Source organism: Chryseobacterium bernardetii, assembly GCF_003815975.1.
In the GTDB taxonomy this organism is placed as follows: Bacteria; Bacteroidota; Bacteroidia; order Flavobacteriales; family Weeksellaceae; genus Chryseobacterium; species Chryseobacterium bernardetii.
In genome coordinates this window covers 4,401,465-4,424,043 of the sequence record NZ_CP033932.1, presented here as the reverse complement: position 1 = coordinate 4,424,043, position 22,579 = coordinate 4,401,465, and the positions used below count along the sequence as shown (strand labels likewise).

24 protein-coding genes are annotated in these 22,579 nt (G+C 36.4%); 18 read left to right on the top strand and 6 right to left on the bottom strand.

What is annotated here, in order from left to right; translation table 11 throughout:
- Window positions 1–22 precede the first annotated feature (22 nt).
- The gene (locus tag EG339_RS20220) at window positions 23–1,558 is read right to left on the bottom strand and encodes a S41 family peptidase (RefSeq protein WP_123871691.1); all 1,536 of its coding nucleotides are present in this window, start codon (window positions 1,556–1,558) and stop codon (window positions 23–25) included.
- Between the two features lie 173 nt (window positions 1,559–1,731).
- On the opposite strand from EG339_RS20220, the gene EG339_RS20215 reads away from it, so the two are divergent.
- Complete coding sequence (locus EG339_RS20215; RefSeq protein WP_123871690.1) at window positions 1,732–2,829, top strand: MBL fold metallo-hydrolase; 1,098 nt, start codon at window positions 1,732–1,734, stop codon at window positions 2,827–2,829.
- Here the strand turns inward: EG339_RS20215 and EG339_RS20210 are convergent, their stop codons facing one another.
- Entirely contained in the window at window positions 2,830–3,117 is a 288-nt protein-coding gene (locus EG339_RS20210) for a GNAT family N-acetyltransferase (protein ID WP_068943752.1), read from the bottom strand.
- 530 nt (window positions 3,118–3,647) lie between these two features.
- On the opposite strand from EG339_RS20210, the gene EG339_RS20205 reads away from it, so the two are divergent.
- The 4 genes from EG339_RS20205 (at window position 3,648) to EG339_RS20190 (ending at window position 7,354) form a co-directional block, all read left to right on the top strand.
- A complete protein-coding gene (locus tag EG339_RS20205) occupies window positions 3,648–4,100 on the top strand; it encodes a hypothetical protein (protein WP_123871689.1) in 453 nt (150 codons plus the stop codon).
- Window positions 4,101–4,241: 141 nt separating this feature from the next.
- Window positions 4,242–5,147, top strand: a complete 906-nt coding sequence (locus tag EG339_RS20200; protein ID WP_123871688.1) for a helix-turn-helix domain-containing protein — start codon at window positions 4,242–4,244, stop codon at window positions 5,145–5,147.
- Between the two features lie 87 nt (window positions 5,148–5,234).
- Window positions 5,235–6,236 (top strand): aldo/keto reductase, encoded by a 1,002-nt coding sequence (locus EG339_RS20195; protein ID WP_123871687.1) that lies wholly within the window; start codon window positions 5,235–5,237, stop codon window positions 6,234–6,236.
- 125 nt (window positions 6,237–6,361) lie between these two features.
- Window positions 6,362–7,354 (top strand): MBL fold metallo-hydrolase, encoded by a 993-nt coding sequence (locus tag EG339_RS20190; protein ID WP_123871686.1) that lies wholly within the window; start codon window positions 6,362–6,364, stop codon window positions 7,352–7,354.
- 240 nt (window positions 7,355–7,594) lie between these two features.
- Here EG339_RS20190 and EG339_RS20185 read toward each other — a convergent pair whose 3' ends face one another.
- The 4 genes from EG339_RS20185 to EG339_RS20170 all read right to left on the bottom strand — a co-directional run bounded on the left by EG339_RS20185 (window position 7,595) and on the right by EG339_RS20170 (window position 13,596).
- Window positions 7,595–9,763, bottom strand: a complete 2,169-nt coding sequence (locus tag EG339_RS20185; RefSeq protein WP_123871685.1) for a TonB-dependent receptor — start codon at window positions 9,761–9,763, stop codon at window positions 7,595–7,597.
- Window positions 9,764–9,931: 168 nt separating this feature from the next.
- A complete protein-coding gene (locus tag EG339_RS20180; RefSeq protein ID WP_123868394.1) occupies window positions 9,932–10,774 on the bottom strand; it encodes an IS3 family transposase in 843 nt (280 codons plus the stop codon).
- A complete protein-coding gene (locus tag EG339_RS20175) occupies window positions 10,762–11,289 on the bottom strand; it encodes a helix-turn-helix domain-containing protein (RefSeq protein WP_123868395.1) in 528 nt (175 codons plus the stop codon). The genes EG339_RS20180 and EG339_RS20175 overlap by 13 nt, the downstream gene beginning before the upstream one ends.
- Before the next feature lie 90 nt (window positions 11,290–11,379).
- Window positions 11,380–13,596, bottom strand: a complete 2,217-nt coding sequence (locus EG339_RS20170) for an NADP-dependent isocitrate dehydrogenase (protein ID WP_123871684.1) — start codon at window positions 13,594–13,596, stop codon at window positions 11,380–11,382.
- A gap of 314 nt (window positions 13,597–13,910) precedes the next feature.
- On the opposite strand from EG339_RS20170, the gene tpx reads away from it, so the two are divergent.
- From tpx to EG339_RS20105, 13 genes are all read left to right on the top strand, one after another.
- Window positions 13,911–14,414 (top strand): thiol peroxidase, encoded by a 504-nt coding sequence (gene tpx, locus EG339_RS20165; RefSeq protein ID WP_123871683.1) that lies wholly within the window; start codon window positions 13,911–13,913, stop codon window positions 14,412–14,414.
- Window positions 14,415–14,496: 82 nt separating this feature from the next.
- A complete protein-coding gene (locus EG339_RS20160; protein WP_123871682.1) occupies window positions 14,497–14,844 on the top strand; it encodes a VOC family protein in 348 nt (115 codons plus the stop codon).
- Between the two features lie 125 nt (window positions 14,845–14,969).
- Window positions 14,970–15,374, top strand: a complete 405-nt coding sequence (locus EG339_RS20155; protein ID WP_123871681.1) for a glyoxalase superfamily protein — start codon at window positions 14,970–14,972, stop codon at window positions 15,372–15,374.
- A gap of 120 nt (window positions 15,375–15,494) precedes the next feature.
- Window positions 15,495–16,706: a DUF763 domain-containing protein gene (locus tag EG339_RS20150; protein WP_123871680.1), complete on the top strand. Its 1,212-nt coding sequence runs from the start codon at window positions 15,495–15,497 to the stop codon at window positions 16,704–16,706.
- A gap of 291 nt (window positions 16,707–16,997) precedes the next feature.
- Window positions 16,998–17,588 (top strand): Crp/Fnr family transcriptional regulator, encoded by a 591-nt coding sequence (locus EG339_RS20145; protein WP_123871679.1) that lies wholly within the window; start codon window positions 16,998–17,000, stop codon window positions 17,586–17,588.
- 77 nt (window positions 17,589–17,665) lie between these two features.
- Entirely contained in the window at window positions 17,666–18,076 is a 411-nt protein-coding gene (locus EG339_RS20140) for a VOC family protein (RefSeq protein ID WP_123871678.1), read from the top strand.
- 26 nt (window positions 18,077–18,102) lie between these two features.
- Window positions 18,103–18,564, top strand: a complete 462-nt coding sequence (locus EG339_RS20135; RefSeq protein WP_123871677.1) for a hypothetical protein — start codon at window positions 18,103–18,105, stop codon at window positions 18,562–18,564.
- A gap of 143 nt (window positions 18,565–18,707) precedes the next feature.
- On the top strand, window positions 18,708–19,232 hold the full coding sequence (locus EG339_RS20130) for a DinB family protein (RefSeq protein ID WP_123871676.1): 525 nt from the start codon (window positions 18,708–18,710) through the stop codon (window positions 19,230–19,232).
- A complete protein-coding gene (locus EG339_RS20125; protein ID WP_225718470.1) occupies window positions 19,232–20,011 on the top strand; it encodes an alpha/beta fold hydrolase in 780 nt (259 codons plus the stop codon). Before EG339_RS20130 ends, EG339_RS20125 begins: the two co-directional genes overlap by 1 nt.
- A 108-nt stretch (window positions 20,012–20,119) precedes the next feature.
- Window positions 20,120–20,551: a VOC family protein gene (locus EG339_RS20120; RefSeq protein ID WP_123871675.1), complete on the top strand. Its 432-nt coding sequence runs from the start codon at window positions 20,120–20,122 to the stop codon at window positions 20,549–20,551.
- Between the two features lie 70 nt (window positions 20,552–20,621).
- Window positions 20,622–21,035, top strand: a complete 414-nt coding sequence (locus EG339_RS20115; RefSeq protein ID WP_123871674.1) for an SRPBCC family protein — start codon at window positions 20,622–20,624, stop codon at window positions 21,033–21,035.
- A gap of 35 nt (window positions 21,036–21,070) precedes the next feature.
- Complete coding sequence (locus EG339_RS20110) at window positions 21,071–21,310, top strand: DNA-directed RNA polymerase subunit alpha C-terminal domain-containing protein (RefSeq protein ID WP_225718469.1); 240 nt, start codon at window positions 21,071–21,073, stop codon at window positions 21,308–21,310.
- Window positions 21,311–21,673: 363 nt separating this feature from the next.
- Window positions 21,674–22,540: a VOC family protein gene (locus EG339_RS20105; RefSeq protein ID WP_123871673.1), complete on the top strand. Its 867-nt coding sequence runs from the start codon at window positions 21,674–21,676 to the stop codon at window positions 22,538–22,540.
- The last annotated feature ends 39 nt before the right edge of the window (window positions 22,541–22,579 follow it).

Genomic DNA, 22,579 nt, shown 5'->3' with positions numbered 1-22,579 from the left:
TTCAACTTTTTCTTCCTCAAAATTAATGCTTAGCCGCTTTTTCTTTTCCAATTTCATTTCTGATCCAATCCAGCTGCGGATCCTTTTTATCAATGATATCCTGTAAATTTTCTTTGATCTCTATATCAGGAGTAACTCCTTTTTTAGTATCGGAGAAATCAATATTCGGTTGTACCAGAAGCAGCCCGATAGGAAATCTTATTTCAGAATTCGGAAGTTTTTGGTATGAATAGAAGCCGGCTACTGTTCCGTCATTGGCTCCTCCCGTTTCTTCACCTACAAGAGTGGCTCTTTTATCATTTTTAAGCTTTGCTGTAATAATAGATGAGGCAGAAAAGCTTCCACCATTGATAAGGACAAAAACTTTACCGTGAAAAGCTTCTTTATTGGGCTTCGTAGGTTTGTCAGCTTTCATCTTATAGAAAACCTTTCCATCTTTTTTATAAGTACTGAAAGCCTGGGCAAAAAAATAACTTGGGTAAGAAATACTCTTAATAGCATAGTCCAGCGGATTACTTTTCCTGAAATAATTAGTTCTTAGCGGGATATCCCTTGAGGTTACCTGAGAGGGTTTTATCAGGGTAAAGGGTTTATTCGTAAGATAAGAATACAGATTGTTGATCTCATAAAGAGAACCTCCGTAATTATTACGGACATCTATGATGAGGTAATCTGACTTTGCTTTTTTAATCTTTGCAAATGTCTTTTTATAAAACTCATCTGAATATTCCCTTGAAAAGCTTTTCACCTTGATATAGGCAACAGTGCTGTCTTTATCTAGGAATTTGAAGCTCCGGTTGTAAGAATTACTGGCCGCAACATAGTCATTAAGTTTTCTTTCCTGGGTGCGTTTATTCATTTCCTTATCTTTTTCAAGATCAGAGTCGGATTTTGATTCCCGGCTTAAAGTATAAGTATGTTTCTCACCTTTATAAAGGGTTTCAAGGATTGCCCTGTCTGCAAGTCCGTTTTCCGCTGTATAATAATTAAAGAACAGATCCTTTAAAAAATAGGGTTGGAAGGTTGTATTGTATCCGTCACTGCTGATAAGGTTTCTGTATTTTTTGATATATTCTGAAACGGGAATATGATTTATAGACAGAATTTCGGTTCCTGGCTGGATATGTTCAATAGAGTCCCTGTTTTCCGTAATATACATCTGATCACCGGAAATATAGTATTCAAACCTGCTGAACAGTCCTTTTTTATGTTCTAAAGTTTTAATTTCCTTTTTTGTGAATTTTTTTCTAGGGATTCTTAAAGACAGATGCCCTTCCCGGATTCCGGCAATAACAGGCTGAAGCTTAAAATAAAACTGGAGCGGGGTAAGCGGTTCATTAATGGTTTGCTTAAGGCTGTCAAACTTTAGTTCCAATTCCTTCTTGGGAATATACCAATATAGCTGTGGATGCATCTGCTGAAGTTTAGAATAGGCAAAATCAACATCTTCCTTAAGCTGCTCCGGGGGAATACATGAAGCCCGCTGTTCATTATGCCTCCTGATAGATGAACATGAGGAAAGCATGGCCAGAATAAATATTACCGAGTAATTTTTCAATAGATCTTTGAGTTTTTTTAAGCCGCTAAAATAGATAGTTTATAATTAACCATCACTTAAATTAATAATAATTTTTTTGAAAACCATGATAAATTTAGTTAAAAAACGTGCTCAGACGCTTCTTATTTTTATGTAAGACGAAAAGTTGGTACCTTTGGTATTTATATTTACAGATGATGTATTGGATCCTTGCAGTTGTGATTATATTGGCAGCAATCTATTTTATAGTCATTAATAGTCCCGCATTTGGAGCTGTTCCCAAAGGAAAGCGATTAGACCGTATAAGACAGTCGAAACTTTACAGGAATAAACAGTTTCAGAATATCAGCCCTACACCATCTCTGGCTGAAGGATATAAAATGACAAAGGTTACCTATGATTTCATTTTAGGAAAAAAACATCCGCTGCTGAAGCCCTTAAAAGAAATTCCTTCTATCCATACAGATCTGAAAAGCTTAGATAAAAATACAGATGTTTTCATCTGGTTAGGGCATTCCTCATATTATTTACAGACAGATGGCATTTCATTTTTAATAGATCCTGTATTGAGTTTATATGGTTCTCCTTTCAGATATTTTAATAAAGCTTTTAAAGGATCTGATATCTTTACTCCTCAGGATATTCCCAGCCTTGATTATCTGGTTATTACCCACGATCATTTTGACCATCTGGATTATCCTACAGTTAAATCAATTAAAGAACGGACAGGAATGGCTGTTGCTCCATTAGGAGTAGGAGCGCATCTGGAACGTTGGGGATATACAGAAGAACAACTCATTGAAGAAGAATGGGGAACAGAAGTTATATTAAAAAATAACATCAGGTTAGTCTTTACACCAGCCAGGCATTTTTCTGGCAGAAGGGTGAAACAGAACGATACACTTTGGACTTCCTATGTGCTGGAAACTCCTACAAAGAAAATCTTTATAGGTGGTGACAGTGGCTATGATGCCCATTTTAAAATGATTGGAGAGAAACATGGCCCTTTTGATTATGCAATTCTTGAAAACGGACAATATGGTGAAGCGTGGCGATATATTCATACCTTACCTGAAGATACTATTCAGGCGGCTATAGACATCAATGCCAGACACATTATTCCGGTACACGCTGCTAAATTTGCCCTTGCATTGCATCCATGGAATGAGCCTTTACAAAAAATAACCAGTTTAGGTAAAGAAAAAGAATTAGATATCCTTACTCCGAAAATCGGAGAAGTGGTAGATCTGAATCAAAGTGATCAACAGTTTACAACCTGGTGGGAAGACTGATTAAGCATGCCAGATGTCTTTGTATCTTCTTGGATGATTTTCAAACTGCTGACGTACAAAATCACATTCCGGGTCTACAAGCAAATCTTTTTCTTCTGCATAACGAACCAGCTCATCCAGCAGTAATTTGGCATAGCCTTTACCCTCGCGTTCTTCATCAAGCTTCGTATAATATACAATAAGAAGTCTTCCGTCAACCTCTATGGACATATAACCCGCTTTTTTCTCATCAATAAACAATTGCAGTTCATCCTGATATGGAGATACCATAAATTTTATATTTTCCATAATTACTGAGATTTGGTTGATAAAATAATAATATTGAGAACTGCTGAAAGCGTTCCCTTCTTTAAAATTACAAAATTATTTAATATGGAATAATAGTTTTTGGGAATCTTAACGAATTTTATAAGAAGATAAAAGATAAAAGATGTACAGCTATTATTCATGTCAATATCAATAGAAATGAGTTTTAGTCTGCGATTACAAAGAAATCAATTCCATCGGGCTTTGCTAAAATTTAAAACTTTCCATTTTATCAGTGGTTTAAGGGAAATCTAAACTCCTAATCATAAGTAAGTATAAACTTTAAACTATGAACCTTAAATCTTCCATACATATCTCTGTTTAATAATACTCAGAACAATAAAATCACCGTTCACTTACAATTAAAGATCATAAATTGTATTGAAATTGACAAATTATTTATAAGATAATCAATTATTTACATTTTTTGTTAACAAATATTGTGAATTACGAACAATAATTTGGCACTTTAATTGACTATGTCTTGATGTTTAATTTAAAAGAGGAATGAAATGAAAAAGTTATTGCTAACCATATTTTTGATGGGTACATTCAGCCTAAGCTACGCCCAATCGGATTATTATAATGATTACAGAAGAAGTATTTCAGATATTAACTGGCAGACAGTAGTTGCAGATTTGTTACTTTCTACTACACAGGCTAATCAGATTTATGCATTAAATGATAGATATCGTGATTATAATTCATGGAACAGAGTATACGTTGTAGAACCTGGAAGATGGAGAGGAGACAGATATTCAGAGCTGGAAAGAATCCTTGGCAGAGAAAAGTATATTATTTTTAAAAAGAAATATTACAGAGGAGAAAACCCTGTTATTGTTTACGGAAGGAAAAACGATTATAAAAAATACCGTAAAGAGCAGGAAAAATATTATAAAGAAAGAGATAAATATTACAAAAAACAAAACAAACATAACCATGGGCATCATGGTGACTGGGATTAACCATTATCAATTATTATATATCACTATTAAAATGGCTGGCATTCGTGCCGGCCATTTTTTATGAATAGTATAGCTATAGGGATGTTTACCCGTTCAGAGAAATCTATTTCTTATTTTGTTTGAATTTTATAACTTTGGGATATGGAATCCAACGAATCATTACAAGGCTTTTACGAACGGAATGCTCCGGACTTTACGTCTCTATGCCTGGGAGTAAACAAAATGGGACACTTTAATGTGTTTTCACGGGAACACTGTTCCCTGTTATCGCCGTACAGCAGAAGAGATTATTATAAAATTTCACTGATTATAGGAAAGGGCAAGCTTCATTACGCAGATAAATGGATTTATGTAGACCGTCCTGCTCTGTTGTTTTCCAATCCTATTGTCCCTTATTCCTGGGAAGCTGAGGATGATGATCAGAAAGGCTGGTTCTGCCTTTTTACAGAATCATTTTTACAGAATGGAAGCCGTTTGGGGAATCTTCAGGATTCACCATTGTTTAAAATTGGCGGAACTCCTGTTTTCTTTTTGGAAAAAGAGCAGCAGGAGGTGCTTTCAGATTTGTATACCAAAATGATGACGGAAATTGAATCGGACTATGTTCACAAATATGATATGCTGAGAGCCTACCTCCATCTGATGATCCATGAAACGATGAAAATGCATCCCGCCGAAACATTTGAGCCTTATCAGAACGCCTCCCAAAGGGTTGCCTCTTTATTTATGGAGTTGCTGGAAAGACAGTTTCCCATTGACAGTCCGGAAGCTTTTTTGAAATTAAAGACTCCTAATGATTATGCACAGAGCCTTTCCATTCATGTCAATTCTTTAAACCGTTCTGTGAAAGAGGTTACCGGGAAGACTACCAGCCAGCAGATTACGGCAAGAGTGATACAGGAAGCAAATGCCCTGCTAACCCATACAGACTGGAATATTGCTGAAATTGCCTATGGATTAGGCTTTGAAGAACCCGCTTACTTTACCAATTACTTTAAAAAACAGACTGGAATAGCTCCCAATGCACTAAGAATAAACCTTGTTTGATTTTTATAATTCTTAGTTTGAATTCTATATTAAAGGTGACTGTTTCATGTTCTAATTTTGCCTTATCAATTTAAAACCAAAACCATCATGAAATTTAAAAAATTAGGAAACACCGGTGAACAACTTTCTGCTATTGGATTAGGCTGTATGGGAATGAGCTTTGCTTATGGCCCTTCAGATGAGCAAGAAAGTATCAGTACTTTGCACAGAGCATTAGATTTAGGCGTTAACTTCTGGGATACGGCAGATATGTATGCCAACGGGGAAAATGAAAAGTTAATTTCGAAAGTCTTGGTTCCCAACAGAGACAAAATTTTCATTGCTACGAAGTTCGGATTCAGATTCAAAGATGGCAAAGCCAGCCATAGCGGAGCTCCGGGAACTTATTTTGACGGTTCCCCGGAATGGATAAGACAGGCTGTAGATTTAAGCCTTCAAAGGTTGAAAATAGATACCATAGACCTGTATTATGCACACAGGGTAGATCCGAATGTTCCGGTAGAAGAAACTGTAGGAGCTATGGCAGAGCTGGTTAAAGCAGGTAAAGTGAAATATATCGGATTATCTGAAGCTTCTGTAGAATCTATCAGAAAAGCCAATAAAATTCATCCGATTGCTGCTTTACAGTCAGAATATTCTATTTTAACCAAAGATGTTGAGAGTGAAATTCTTCCAACCATCAGAGAATTAGGAATTTCATTGGTACCTTATTCACCATTGGCGAGAGGCCTTTTTGCTAATATTAATGAAGTGCAGAACCTTGGAGAAGATGATTTCAGAAAATCATTACCCCGTTATCAGCAGGAATATCTTGAAAATAATACAAAACTGGCTAATGAAATTAATGAGTTTGCTGCTTCCAAAGGAGTGAAAGGAACCCAGCTTGCATTAGCATGGGTACTAAATCAGGGAGATGATATCATTCCGATTCCGGGAACCAAACGTATCAAGTATCTGGAAGAAAATGTTGCCGCTGCCAATATTGAGCTGTCTCAATCTGATCTGGATACCATAGATGCCATTCTGAAGAAATATCCGAATGTAGGAGAAAGATATAATGAAGGTTCAATGAAGCTGGTGAACAATTAAAGACTAAACAGGCTGAGTTTCTGAGTTACAGAAGCTCAGTTTTTTTATCAAATATGGTATTCACCAACATAGAAGGTTTCATTGCAGTGAGTATTCTTGGTGTGAATACAGAACACTATTAAATTATGAATAGAAGAGAATTACTGAAAAACGGTTTATTGGCAGGAACATTAAGTCTTGTTCCTTTCTCCCGTGTATTGGCTGAAGCAACGGTCATCCCTGAAACAAAAAGAGAAGATCTTTCCGGTTTTAAAAAGATCAAATTGGGAGATCTGGAACTGTTTATTCTTACAGACGGATACATTCATGAAGAAAATCTGAACTCATTTGCTCCCAGAGGAAACATTTCCGAGCTGAAAAAAATCCTTACAGATAACTTCCGGTCAACAGATTATATAGACATGGCCATGAATATCATTTTGGTGAAAACAAAAGAAAGGCTAATTTTATTAGATACCGGAATGGGGATTTTTGCTGATGAAAGAACCGGATTTCTTTTAAAAAGCCTTGAAAAAGCTGGATTTAAACCCAAGAATATTACAGATGTTTTTATTTCCCACGCCCATCCGGACCACATTGGCGGAGTAGTGGATAAGCAGAATAATCTGATCTTCCCCAATGCCACTATCTTTATATCAAAGATTGAACATGATTTCTGGATGCAGGCTTCTATTAAGGATTTCAGCAATAGTGCCCTAAAGGCACAGCCTGAATTTCTGAATCAGATTATTCCGGCTGTCCGGAATATCTTGGAAACTATAAAACCAAAGTTGAAGTTCTACGATCTGAATCATACACTCTATAACAACTTCAGTTTTCAGCTGGCCCCGGGGCACACGCCCGGCTTAACGGTTACAACAATTTCATCCGGAAATGAGAAACTGATGTATATTGCTGACCTGATCCATTCCGATGTTATTCTTTTTCCACATCCGGATTGGGGATTTTCAGGAGATACTGATCTGGATATTGCTGCAGCATCAAGAAAAAAACTTTTACAGCAATTGGCTGATACCAGAGCCAGGGCATTTGCTTACCATCTCCCGTGGCCGGGATTAGGATTCACAAGGAAAAACGCTCAGGGATACGAATGGATCCCGGAGAGTTTTATGAATTAAGGGAGCTGCTATCAGAAAGTGTAAAGGCGGAACCTGATGTTTTCTGCTGATCTCCATAAATAAAAAGACAGTGATACTCCTGGGTTGTCGAATTGAAATCTGACGGGATGGTTAAAATATTAAATAGTAGCGGGCTTTAGCCCGCTCTTACTGTAAAAACTTATTCATCCGGCTTTAACCAAAACCTGTCACCACAGAATAAAGGCTTCGCAGCAGAATTTGTCATTATTAGCTCAAAATCTAAAAATTATACTTCAGATTAAATCCTGTAAAGAAATAGGCCTTACTTGGTCCGGGATTCACATCTGTATAAATAGATGTATTGTTATACTGGTTATCCTTATCAGAATCATTGATGCTGTTTCCATAGAAAAGGAAGGTGTAATTGATCTGGCTGGTAAGGTTGTTTCCGGCGACGAATACATCCAGGTCCCACTGGTTGAAACTTCGTTTATAACCAATCTTGGAATTTAAAAGTCCAAAGCTTTTTACCTTATTGCTATTGGTGAAATCCGTATAAACACTTCCCATATAATTATAGGTATTCTGCCAGTATAAACCAATATTGGTCTCAAAATCCAACCCAACTGATATCTTGGTTTTAGGAACACCTACTACATTGGCTTTATCTCCGTTTGCTTTAAAATAAGTAGAGTATTTAAAATCATTATAAGTATAGCTTACAAAGGGCTGAATTCTTGAAATAAATAAGTTTTTCGGTTGGTAAGAGTAGCCAATACTCATTTCAAGCCCTTTATTTTTCTGTTCTCCGGTGTTTGCCCAGTACGTATAAGGTGTTTGCTCCGGATTAGACATTCTTCCACCCAGCTGGGTAAGCTTATCTTTAATATTGATGCTGAATAATGAAAACTGATAATCTATAGAAGTATCATCTATCAGTCCCTGAATACTGAAGTCCCACATTTTTGCTTTTTCAGCAACCAGATTATCATTAGTGACATTTAATCCTGTGATGAAAGCTGTAACAGATGTGGGAGCGTTATACCCTTCACTGTAACTAAGGTTGAAGATCTGGTTATTCCAGGTTTTTTGTAAAGCGAAATGAGGACTTGCCACCGCCTTGAACTTCTTATCAAATGATAGATTTTTATTGTAAAGATCCTTGCCATTCACAACAAACAGGCCGGGAAGTGCTAAGAGATCTTTCCTTTTATAGCTAAGCTGATTGATGCTTACCCCTGCAAGAAACATTAAATCCCATGGCTTATAAGTGATTTTTTCAACAGCAAAATAATTAGATTGATTGTTGGTGTTATTGAAATAAGAGCCATCGTACAGAGGTCTCAAGACGGGCTCTTCAGTAATTTTTACACTTTTATAGCGGTAATTGGTAATGGTTGACTGTGATTGCTGAATCTCAACCCCAAATTCTGTCTGACTTTTGAAATGTTCCCACTCCTTGTTAAATTCAAATACAGATCTCAGTCCATAATTAGAAAAAGATGAAGTCTCATTAGCGCCGGCAGCAATTCTTTCACCTGTTGTGCCGGTATAGAAAACGGTGGTATTGTTTTTGAAATTAGGCGTAATTTTCCAGATATGTCCGATTCCTACTCTTGAAGTAATGAATTTTGTTTTTGCTCCACGCCTGATATAAGCAAAGTTCCCGTTATCAATCCCATTATAATAGTCATCATACGAAATCTGACCTGAAACCTGTTCCAGCGAATTGCCATGAGTAGCCAATAACGTTATTTTCTGATTGTTATTAAGCTTAAACTCGCCATTGATATTATAAAAGTTTTTAATGCTTTTACCATGTGGGCGGTATCCGTCACTTCCGATATGTCCGTAATTAGCGGTAATAGAGTAATTGTCTCCTATACCTGTTGCCGAAGTGGAACTTTGAAATAATCCGAAAGATCCGGTCATAAACTGCTCTGATACAGAATTCCCTTTTTTACTTTCCGGCTGCATATACAATCTTACTGCACCACCAGAACCACCACCATATAATGTAGCTGCAGGACCTTTTATAACCTCTATACGGTTAACCAGCCCGAAATTGACATCATCAAGAATAGTAACACCATCAGCTCCTGTAAGCGGAATATTATTGAGATACATTTTAATCCCCCAGTTATTGAATTTCTGGTCATTTCCATATCCCCGTATGACAATTCTCTGCCCACCCAGCTGGGTTCTTTTTTCTACCTGAACTCCGGCCATCGTATTAAGGCTTTGCTCTATAAAGGCAGGGTTATTTCGGTTGATTTCATATTCGGAAATGATTTCCGTGGATTGTGCATGTTTTTTAAATTCTTCTCTTTCTTTGATAACTTTTGACCTTGCATGGATGGCCACTTCATCAATATGATTTTCATTTTCCTGAGCATTAGCAAGAGCAATGGCTGACAACGAAAGAGCAAGAATGTAGATTTTTTTCATTAAGACGGTCTGTTTTTTACAAACATATTGAAAAAATAGGAAAGCTGAAATGAATCTTCTTTATTTTAGGCATTTGAAAGAGAAATTACTAAAATTTTCCGTTGTTTTATTGCAGTGGCGTAAAAAGAAAAGCCTCGCAATAGACTGCACCCAAAAGTTTAGACAAAATTAAACAATATTATTATATGAAAGAGTTCGGTACTGTACCGGACTCTTTCCTTTTAGATTAAGTCTTATTCTGTCGTTATTATAGTAATTGATATACTTCTTTATTTCTTTTTTGAGTTCATCAATGGTTTTAAATTTCTTAATATAGAACATTTCAGATTTTAAAGTTCCAAAGAAGTTTTCTATTACCGCATTATCAAGGCAGTTTCCTTTGCGGGACATACTTTGGATAATGCCTTTTTCTTTTAACATGTGCTGATAGGTTTTCATTTGATATTGCCAGCCTTGATCAGAGTGGATAATGAGGTTTTCAGTATTCTTAATCTTTCTAAACCCTTTTTTGAGCATATTCATAACCTGCGCAAAGACAGGCCTTTCCGAGAGATCATAACTGATAATCTCGCCATTGTAAAGGTCAATTATCGGCGAAAGATACAATTTACTGCCTGATACGTTAAACTCTGTCACATCAGTGGCCCATTTTCTGTTTGGCTGATCTGCCTTAAAGTTCCTCTCCAGAATATTTGGTGCTATCCTGCCTTGCTCTCCCCGATAAGATCTGTATTTCTTAACCCTAATGATACTTTTCAATCCCAGTGCCTTCATTAGTCTTAAGACCGTTTTATGATTAATTACAATTCCTTGCTGTTTCATCATCAAAGTAATACGACGGTATCCAAATCGACCTTTATGCCTATGATAAATCTGTTTGATCAAAGTTTTTACTTTTCCATACTTATCCTTTTTATTAAGAGCTTTCTGATGGTAATAGAAACTACTTCTGGCCATACCTGTACAATCCAGCAGGAGCGACAGATTATATTTTCGCCTTAATCCTTCGATGGCCTCTGCTTGTTCTTTTTGAGAGTTAAGGCGTCTAACTTTTTTAGAAAATCAATTTCAGCTCGCAATCTTTCGTTTTCCAATAAAAGTTCTTCTTCTCTGGTCAATGGCTTATCAGACTTTCTTTTTTTACGCTTGTAATCACTCATAATACAGGGCCTTCCTTTAGGTTTATTCTTTAATCCTAAAATACCACTTTTTTCGTAATCCCTTTGCCAATTCAGCACGGTAGATTGAGCTGCGATATCAAATCGGATACATGCTTCTCTTTGTGAGATATGTTCTATTTCGATAGTTTTTAAAACTTTAACCTTGAAATTCACAGAATAGATCTTATTTCTTCTTGGTTGTAAACCCGAGATTCCGTACTTATTATAAAAGCCCATCCACTTGCGTAGATTACTTTCGTTAAATCCTTTCTCTGTTGCTATAGATCCAATTGAACGATGAGAATTTTTGTGGAGGTTAATACATTCTAATTTGAAAGCAACGCTAAATTTTTCTTTTCTATACATAAAAAAATGCCCCTAAAAAGTGTCTAACTTTTTGGGGGCAGTCCACAATCGCGAGGCTTTTTGTATTATTAATTGAATTGAGCTCTAAAATTAAATTCCGTCAATAATTTCATTTAAAACTGTGCTTGGTCTCATGGCAGCGTATGTTTTATACGTGTCAGGTTTATAGTAACCGTCAATATTCTGAGATTTACCTTGAGCGCCAATTAATTCAGCATTGATTACTTCTTCGTTTTCCTTCATAGCAGCGGCAACCGAAGCAAACTGAGCAGCTAACTCAGCATCTGCAGTTTGGTTGGCCAAAGCTTCAGCCCAATACATTGCTAAATAGAAGTGAGAACCTCTGTTGTCTATCTGACCTACTTTTCTTGCAGGAGATTTATCAGTAGCTAAGAATTTAGCGTTAGCTTCATCCAATGCATCCGCTAAAACCTGAGATTTTGTATTTCCCTGAGTTTGTGCCAAATGCTCTAAAGAAGCCTGTAATGCTAAGAATTCACCTAGAGAGTCCCATCTTAGATATCCTTCTTCAAGGAACTGCTCAATATGTTTTGGAGCAGAACCTCCGGCACCTGTTTCAAATAATCCGCCACCATTCATTAATGGAACAATAGAAAGCATTTTAGCAGAAGTACCAAGTTCAAGGATTGGGAAAAGGTCTGTTAAGTAATCTCTCAATACGTTTCCTGAAACAGAAATTGTATCTTTTCCTTCTCTGGCTCTTTTAAGCGTTTCAGTCATAGCATCTTTTACATCAAGAATTCTGATGTCAAGACCAGTTGTATCATGATCTGCAAGATATTTTTCTACTTTTTTGATGATCTCTCTGTCGTGAGCTCTTCCTTTATCCAACCAGAAAATAGCAGGAGTATCAGAAAGTCTTGCTCTGTTTACCGCTAATTTTACCCAGTCCTGAATAGGAGCATCTTTAGTCTGGCACATTCTGAAGATATCCCCTTTTTCTACTTTCTGAGAAAGAAGAACATTCCCAGCTTCATCCTGAACTTCTACAGTTCCGTCAGCAGATAATTGGAAAGTTTTATCATGAGAACCATATTCTTCAGCTTTTTGAGCCATCAACCCAACGTTTGGAACAGATCCCATTGTAGTAGGGTCTAATTTTCCATGCGCTTTCATATCATCAATGACAGACTGATAGAAACCAGCGTAAGAACGGTCAGGAATGATACAAACTGTATCCTCTTCATTTCCGTCTTTATTCCACATTTTACCTCCACCTCTTACAAGGGCAGCCATAGATGCATCTACAATGATATCAGAAGGAACGTGGAAGTTTGTAATTCCTTTGTCAGAATTTACCATTGCCACTCTTGGTCCTTCAGCCAAAGTTTTTTCAATATCGGCTTTAATGTCAGCTTCCTGAGCATTTCCTTTGATTTTCTCAAAAAGATCAGCCAGTCCGTTATTCGGATTGATATCTAAAGACTTGAACGTCTCAGCGTATTTAGTGAATACATCTTTGAAGAAAGTTTCTACAATAGCCCCAAAAATAATAGGGTCAGAGATTTTCATCATCGTAGCCTTAAGGTGGGCAGAAAGAAGTACATTTCTCTTCTTAGCCTCTTCAATAGCTTCCTGAACGAAAGCTTTCAAAGCATTCAGGTTCATTACAGAAGAATCGATCACTTCACCAGCCTGAAGACCTGCAAAGTCTTTCAATACTGTTTCTCCTTCATTTCCTTTGAATACGATTCTGTATTTTGTAGCGTTTTCTAACGTTGTAGAAGTTTCTGTTCCGTAGAAATCACCATTGTTCATGTGAGCTACATCAGTTTTGCTGTCAGAAGCCCAATCACCCATTCTGTGAGGATTTGCTTTTGCATAGTTTTTAACAGCCTTTGGAGCACGTCTGTCAGAGTTTCCTTCTCTTAATACAGGGTTTACGGCACTTCCTAAAACCTTTGCGTATTTAGCTTTAATTGCTTTTTCTTCATCATTCTTAGGCTCTGCAGGATAGTTTGGTACTGCGAAACCTTTTCCTTGTAGTTCAGCAATTGCTTCATCCAATTGAGGAACAGAAGCAGAAATATTTGGTAATTTAATGATGTTTGCATCCGGTTGGGTTGCCAATTCCCCCAATTCAGCCAAAGCATCACCAATTTTCTGGTCATCCTTTAAGAACTCAGGAAAGTTAGCTAAGATTCTGCCTGCCAGGGAAATATCCGGAACAGCAATCTCGATATCTGCTGATTTAGTGAAAGCTTTTACAATAGGTAAAAACGAGTGGGTAGCCAGCATTGGTGCTTCATCCGTTAATGTGTAGTAAATTTTTGATTTTTCTGACATTATACTGTTATTTGTTATTTGAAATTAAAGTCCCACAAATTTACTAAATATGATTGTTTTTTAGGGAATTTTTAAATAAAAAAAGAAGCAAAAAACTTCTTTCATAATTTTTATATCTGAACGGTTGTTTATTCTCCTGATCCGTTAAAATTAATACTAAATTCAACATTTAAGTTTTAGAACTTGAAATTACTTAAAAAACTGATGATCAGCTTACAGTATTTTTATAGGCACTTTAAGATTAATTTAACCTTATATTTCGCAAAGAAAGTTTCTTTTTTGATTAAATTTGAAAAACTAAAAAAATAATTATTATGTCAACGACAATCACTTTAAAAGGAAACGAAGTACACACCATAGGAACATTACCAGCTGTAGGAAGCACTGTTAAAGACTTTGCTTTAGTGGATTCAGGATTAAATGTAAAAACCCTTGAAACTTTTGAAGGAAAAAAGAAAGTATTCAATATTTTCCCAAGTATTGATACGCCTACCTGTGCCGCTTCCAGCAGAAAATTTAATGAAGAAGCTTCAAAACTTGAAAATACTGTCGTAATCAACGTTTCTAAAGACCTTCCGTTCGCATTAGGAAGATTCTGTGCTGCTGAAGGGTTAGACAAGGTTGAAACCCTTTCAGACTTCAGAAGCAGCTTTGGTGACGATTATGAAGTAACCATTACAGACTCTCCGTTGAAAGGCCTTTTAAGCCGTGCGGTAATTGTTACAGACGAAAACAATAAAGTGGTCTATACTGAGCAGGTTTCAGAAATTGCTAACGAACCTAATTACGATGCAGCTCTTGCAGCATTGAACAAATAGTAGAAATAATCTTTGTAGAAAGCCTTGTGAACTTGATTTTACAAGGCTTTTTTATTCATAAAAATCTTTAAAATAATTCAACATGGTAAAAAGAATTGTAGCCAATATAAAGACGGATGATCTTACCAAAGGAAATCTTTTTTATCAGGATATTTTAGAGCTTGAAGTTCTGATGGATCATGGCTGGATCAAAACCCTTGGAACTGATGAGAAAGCAAAAGTACAGATCAGTTTTGCAGAACAGGGTGGAAATAACACTGAAGTTCCTGATCTTTCCATTGAAGTTGATAACATTGAGGAAATTTATGCTAAAATGAAAAAAGCAGGCTTTAAAATCGTTTATGATATTACGAATGAAGATTGGGAAGTGCGTCGTTTTTTTGTAAAAGATCCATTCGGTAAATTAATTAATATTTTATCCCATCAATAAAAATGTTATATAATTCAATAGGAGCGGGCTTTAGCCCGCTTTCATAAAAAATAAACCATCATCTGGCTTTAGCCAAACCCTAAAATTAATCGCCTCAATTTCCGAAATTTTTATATTCCCAAATTATGAAAGCAGAACAAATCATTCCTATCCTAAGAATTTTTGATTACCAAAAGATGCTGGAATTTTATATTGATTGGCTGGGCTTTGAAATCGTCTGGGAACATCGTTTTGAAGAAAATATGCCTGCTTATATTGAGGTGAAAAAAGGAAATATTATTCTTCATCTAAGTGAACATCATGGAGATGCAAGTCCCGGAAGCAGTATTTTCGTTTGGGGTGAAGGCGTTGCGGAATACCATAAAGAACTTATCGATAAAAACTATAAGTACAACCGTCCCAGATTTGAAAAAACGTTCTATAACGCCGTTTCTTTTACAGTACTTGATCCTTTTGGAAATAAAATTATTTTCAATGAAAAGTATGACCATAAAAAGCATGCAGCTTTAGACTTCCATTCCCATGAATAGGGGGCAGAAAAGCATAAAAAAAACAATACGTGGGGTCAATTTCCGAAACGTTTTTTTATTGACTCAGATCAGTATTCATTTGGAATATTAAACCTAACTTTGTTTTTTCAAAATTGAAATATGAAACGTTCAGGAACAGCAGATTTACCTCTTCACTATGGCAAAGTACCGCCATGGCTGTATGAACGTATGTCTGTTCTGGGGCTTTCCATTGTTGAAGCTATTCTTACTGATTATGGCAAAGACGAGGTGCTTCGCAGGCTGGCTGATCCGTTTTGGTTTCAGAGTTTCGGAGCTGTTATGGGGATGGACTGGCATTCTTCAGGCATAACTACTTCAGTAATGGGGGCTTTGAAACGTTCCATTAATCCTAATTCCCAGTCATTAGGGCTTTATATTTGTGGCGGTAAAGGGAAGTTTTCCAGGGAAACACCATCAGAACTCATTCAGATTGCTGAAAAAACAGGGTTGAATGGTAATGAGCTTGTAAGAGCGAGTAAACTCTCTGCTAAGGTTGATAATACCGCCATTCAGGATGGATACCAGTTGTACCTGCACAATTTTATTCTTTCAGACAACGGAAATTGGAGTGTCATTCAACAGGGTATGCACGACTCTGATGGAACGGCAAGACGTTATCACTGGCATTCCGAAAATATAACTTCATTTGTAGAAGAACCTCATACCGGAATTAACGGGATCTCACGAGGCCGTATTCTGAATCTTACTGATTCCGAAGCAGCAGGGAACAGAAAAGGGATTCTGGATATTTCTCACACGGATTCTATAAATGTGATGAAAGATTTTTCCAGATTAATACTTCCTGCTCATCACGACGTGCAGGCTTCTGATGTAGATCTTAAGCGGCTTGGTGCACTTTTGTATATCACCCGTGAACAGCAGCCACAAAATTTTGAAGACCTGCTGATGCTGGAAGGAGTAGGGCCTAGAACCATGCAGTCTCTGGCTTTAGTAAGCGAGGTTATTCATGGGGCCCCTTCAAGATTTACTGATCCTGCAAGGTTTTCCTTTGCTCATGGAGGAAAAGATGGACATCCGTTCCCGGTTCCTACCAAGGTATATGATGAAAGCATCAGTATTTTAAGGAAAGGAATTGAAAAATCAAAACTTGGAAATTCTGATAAGCTGAATACTTTAAATAAGCTTCATCAAATTGTTACCAAAGCCGAGAAAGATTTTACTCCGGATTTTGATATCCGGGATATTATTGAAGAAGAACGTCAGAATTCATGGCGTTTTGGCGGAAAAACCGTGATGGAAGATGCTCAAAAACCTTCCCCGCCTAAACCAATCCAACTTTCTTTATTCTGATTAAAGTAGAACATCAACCAGGCTCAATTTTCTCCCCAATCTTAGCGGCTTCACAATAAACATCTGTATAATCATCCCCTCCACCGGAGAGGTGTTGAAAATGTAAAGAGTCCTTGATGGGGTGGTATATTTCTATAATCAAACTGCTGTTTAATAATTTGTTTTTGTTAAGTTGTCATAAATTCAGTAGGATAAATGGTGTTAAATCGAGATTAGAATATTTTGTTTAATAATTATTGCTATTAATTCAATTAAAAATTTTATTTTTAAACTCTTAAAAAAATTGACCAAATGACTCACAAATCTCTTGAGATATGCTATGATTTTCCGTTTTTTCTTCAGGAAGAACTTGATGAAATATTTCAGGCCCATGAAAAAAAGTCTTTTCAGAAAGGTGATTTTATTCTTGAGGAAGGAAAGATGGCCAATGAATACTATATCCTGGATAGCGGTTTGGCCCGTTCATTTGTAAATGATTTTAACGGAAATGAAGTAACAACACATTTTTTCGTAGAGAATGAAGTGATTATTGAGGTTTCATCTATGTTTCAAAGGATTCCAACACAGGAGAACATTGTTTGTATCACAGATTGCGAGTGCTGGAAGTTGGATTATGATACTTTTCAGGAACTGTTTCATAAAATCCCGAACCTCAGGGAATGGGGGAGGGCATGGATGTCTAAAGAACTTTTTGATTATAAGCAAAGGTCTGTAGAAATGTTTACCCTTTCAGCTACCAGAAGATATCTTAATCTGTTGGAACAGAAGTCTAAAGTCATTCAGTTTGCCCCATTAAAGCAGATCGCTTCTTACCTTGGAGTAACAGATACTTCACTCAGCAGAATCCGTAAAGAATTGGTTTCCCATCCCAAGAAAATTTAAATCTTGCCCTATGGCAAGTAGATTTTCATTACGCCTTAGTAATTTTGGTTAAAAGTTTAACACCAAAATTATAAACAATGAAAATCAATCAGATTTATGTCAATTTACCTGTAAAAGATGTACAAAAGACCAGAGCATTCTGGACAACGCTTGGTTTTACCATTAACGAGCAGTTTTCGGATGAGAAAGCAGTGTGTGTGGTGATGAAAGAAGATCATATCTATACCATGTTTCTGAAAGAAGAATTTTTTCAAACCTTTACCAACAGACCTTTTGCCAAAGGTGATACTACACAGGTGCTTCTTGCTGTTGGTGTTGACAGCCGTGAAGAAGTAGACTGGATTGTAAAAACTGCCATAGAGAATGGAGGATCCAAATACAGTGAACCTATGGATCACGGATGGATGTATCAAAATGCTTTTTCTGATATCAATGGCCATCAGTGGGAAATAATGTATGCGGATGTTTCTAAAATCCCTACAGAATAATTGGTGAATCATCAAATCATTAAAACGTGGAAACAAAATCGAATGAAATAGAATTGGTGAAAAACCAGATATTCAGTACCAACAAAATAGTATTGCTGAATACGGAAGGAATCACCCATGAAGAATCAATGATCTTTCCTGATAACAAAGCCAATTGTATGAACTGGATTCTGGGTCACCTGATCTATATCAGAGATCCACTGTTGAATATTCTGGGTGAAGAATCAGTTTGGGATAGTGGTAAATTCTCATGTTACAACAGGGGCGAGATCGCTTGGGATAGAAAAGATGAATTTGTCAATTTTGAGGAATTGAAATCATATCTACGTCAATCTCAGGATAAACTGGAAGCAAAGCTTAATACTCTCGATCATTTTAATCCAGAAAATGTGAACGATATTTCAACCCTTTGTCTTCATGAAATTTACCATGCCGGGCAATTGGGATATCTCCGCAGAATCCTTGGCAAACCCGGAGCTATAAAATAGCACATGAGCATAATGCTTAATCTGTAAAATCAGCAGGAGAAAGCACACGAGAAGATTGTTGGAATACGCAAAACAGCAGAGATTTCCTTCTAGCGGCTTTGCATTTTCCAACCTAATATCTGATCTAACTAAAAATCAAAATAATGGACACACCAAAATCAAAAAAAATAGAGATCATTATCCCGGCTTACCGGATGCATACCCAAAGCTTTGTAAATGTGTTGGATGGTATTTCGGAAGAAGATGCATTGAAAAGAATTGAAAACAAAACCAACCATATAGTTTGGATGGCAGGAAACTTCGTGAATATGCGCTATGGTTTGGGAGCGGTATTAGGACTTATGGAGCAGGACCCATATAATGAACTGTTCTTTCAGGGGAAAGCATTGGATGAAAGTTATAAATATCCAACACTAGCAGATTTGAAGAAAAATTTCCACGATATTTCTGCCAAAGTATATCAGAAATTGTTGGAAGTAACAGATGAAGAACTGGATGAGATCTTTGAAATCGGGATGAATATTCCTTTCATTAAAGAAACCAAACTCAACTTTATAGGAATGTGTATTGGCCGTGAAGACTACCTCAGTGGGCAAATTGGTCTGATGCGAAGAATTTTAGACTATCCGGGAATGAAATATGACGTAGATGAAAACCTTACCTACTAATGATGAATCCAATAGAAAAAGGATATAAACACGTTAATGGAATTCAGTTGTATTATGAAATCTACGGTTCCGGAAAACCTCTGGTTTTAATTCATGGAGGCGGGTCTTCTATTTTATATGATTTCAAAGAGGTTATTGCAAGATTAGAAGGCAAATTTCAGCTTATTGGAATAGATCTTCAGAATCATGGACGAAGTGAACACCGTGATATTCCTGAAACATTTGAACAGGATGCAGACGATGTGGCTGCGCTTTTAACTGCACTGAACATTCATAAGGCTTCATTCTGGGGGTTCAGTAATGGCGGAAGTACTGTAATGCAGATAGCACACCGCCATCCGGGAATTGTAGAAAAACTGGTGGTTGCCTCAGCATTTTATAAAAGAGAAGGAATGATGGACGGCTTTTTCGAAATGATGGAAGAGGCCACCTTTGAATCTATGCCTGAACCTTTTAAAATCAATTTTTTAAACCTTAATCCGGACTTTTCTAAACTGGAGAACCTTTTCGATAAAGACAGTAAAAGAATGCAGACCTTTGTAGACTGGGATGATGAAGTGTTAAGTTCTATAGAATCACCAACCCTTTTCATCAGTGGAGATAAGGATGTAATGAAACCGGAACATACTGTTGCCATGTGGCGGTTGGTAGAAGGTTCACAATTAATGATTCTTCCTGCAACCCATGGAGTGTATATGATGCCTGACTTTGACGGCAGCCTTAACGAAAACTTAGTCAACTTTACAATAAAGGAAGTAGAGACATTCTTAAATAAATAAACTCACAGATTACATTCGAATTTTTCACATCAGGCTATTGTGTTATTTGTGAAAAACCTTAGTGTCATTTATGTTTAGAAAAATAATAACATTTTAAAATTAAAAATCATGGCAAAATTAAATCCGTACCTAAATTTTGATGGAAAAGCTGAAGAAGCTTTCAACTTTTACAAATCTGTCTTTGGAGGTGAATTCGCAGGTGAAATTCATAAAATGGGAAATGCTCCCGGTACTGAAAATCTTTCCGAAGAAGAAAAAAACAGAGTTATGCATATTGCATTGCCAATCGGAAAAGACCTTTTAATGGCTTCTGATATTGTTCCCAGCTTTGGGCAGAAGCTAAATGTAGGAAACAATAACTATGTTTCTATTTTCCCGGATTCAAGAGAAGAAGCAGATAGACTATTCAAGGGGCTTTCTGAAGGCGGAAACATAGAAATGCCGATTGAAGATCAGTTTTGGGGTGACTATTTTGGAAGTTTCCAGGATAAATATGGTGTTCATTGGATGATTAATTATAATGAAGAATACGGGAAATAATCTTATATTTAACTAATTATAAAAAAGAGATGCCTGTTTTCAGGCAGCTCTTTTATTCAAAAATTAAACTATGGATCCAATAAAAATAGACATTACCATTTTAGCACCGGTAGAAAAAGTATGGAATTACTTCAATGAGCCCAAACATATTACCAAATGGAATTTTGCCCATGAAAGCTGGCATTGCCCCAGTTCTGAAAACGATCTGAAGGTAGGAGGAAAGTTCAAAAACAAAATGGAAGCAAAAGATAAAAGCTTTGCATTTGATTTTGAAGGAGTATATGATGAAGTAATTCCTCATGAGCTTATAAAATATCACATGGAAGACGGCCGCAAAGTAGAAGTGATCTTTGATAAGATTGATGAGAACACTACAAAAGTGATTGAAATTTTCGATCCGGAAAAACAAAATTCAGTGGAAATGCAGAGAGATGGCTGGTATGCTATTCTCAATAATTTCCATAAGTATGTTGAGAATCATTAAAAACATTTTTTGTCGCCATGATCAATTTAGTTATCATGTCAAAGAGTTTGAATTCCATATATGCTGTCAGTTATGATTCTGAAGAAGATTTCCTTTTGGGAATAATTGCGGTACCTGCAAGAAAATCCTTGAAAAAGGAAAAGATAGATTCTTTGGAAAAACTGTCAGATTATTCTGAAAAGGAGATCTTACAATTACATGGCTTCGGAAAAAATACATTAATGAAGCTGAAAGATTATATGAAAGAGCATCAGATGTGTTTTAGGGAAGCATAAAAGTAAAAAAAGCTTGAATTTTTGCCGTGTTGTTGCAAATAGAGAATATAATTCTCTTTGAATGCAAGGGCATTATATTTTTTTGTCTTTACCAAAGAAGTTTCTTCGTTTTAGTTTTGAGAATAAAGCCGCATGTAATGAGCAATCTAAATGTATAAAACTCCCGTAGATTTCACAAATCTTTAATTTTTTTATAATCTGCCTCATCTGCTTAATCCGCGAGACATAGAAATAATGTTTTTTCATTCCGGATGCTGCTGCACATAATGAAAAATTTCAATATAAAAGTCTTACAGAATTTTCTATTTCCTACAGATTTTATGAATAAATTACCTATAAAATCAACCTTAAAAATTAAAACTTATGAATAACGATATTTTCCCATGTCTCTGGTATGACGGAGACGCCAGACATTCAGCAGAGTTCTACTGTAAAGTTTTTGACGGCGAAATTACAGCAGACACTCCGGTGGTAATGAACATTGATCTGTTCGGGCAGAGATTAATGCTGCTTAACGGTGGCCCTCAGTTTAAAAAGAATCCTTCCATTTCGTTCATGGTGATCTGTGATACGGAAGATGAAGTCCAGAAATATTGGGATCAGTTAGTGGAGGATGGTATAGCTCTCATGGAGCTTGGCTCTTATTCTTGGAGTAAAAAATATGGCTGGGTTCAGGATAAGTTTGGAGTAACCTGGCAGCTGTTTTTAGGGGAAAAAGGTCAGGATCAGAAAATAGTCCCTACTTTAATGTTTATTCATGAAAATAATGGAAAAGCTAAAGAAGCCATGGAGCTTTATACCCAAACATTCCCTAATTCAAGCATTGGAAATATTCTGAAATATGGTGATGGAAGTGAAGGGCATCCTATCCCGGAGCCGGCAGAAAATGTTCAGCACGCTCATTTTATAATTGATAGGTATTCTTTATTCTGTATGGATAATTCTTACGATCATCAGTTTGATTTTAATGAAGGAATCTCATTGGTTGTGATGACAGATGACCAGCAACAAACTGATACTTACTGGAATGCACTTACTTCAAACGGAGGAAGAGAAAGTATGTGTGGCTGGCTGAAAGACAAATACGGCTTAAGCTGGCAGATTGTTCCTAAAAAATTGATTCAGCTGATGAATGATCCCAACCAGGAAAAAGCTTATAAAGTGGTACAGGCGATGATGAAGATGCAGAAGATTATTATTCAGGATTTAGAAGACGCGTATAACTCTTAAAGATATTTCGGCTTGTTGTTTGATGTTATTTAGAGAAAA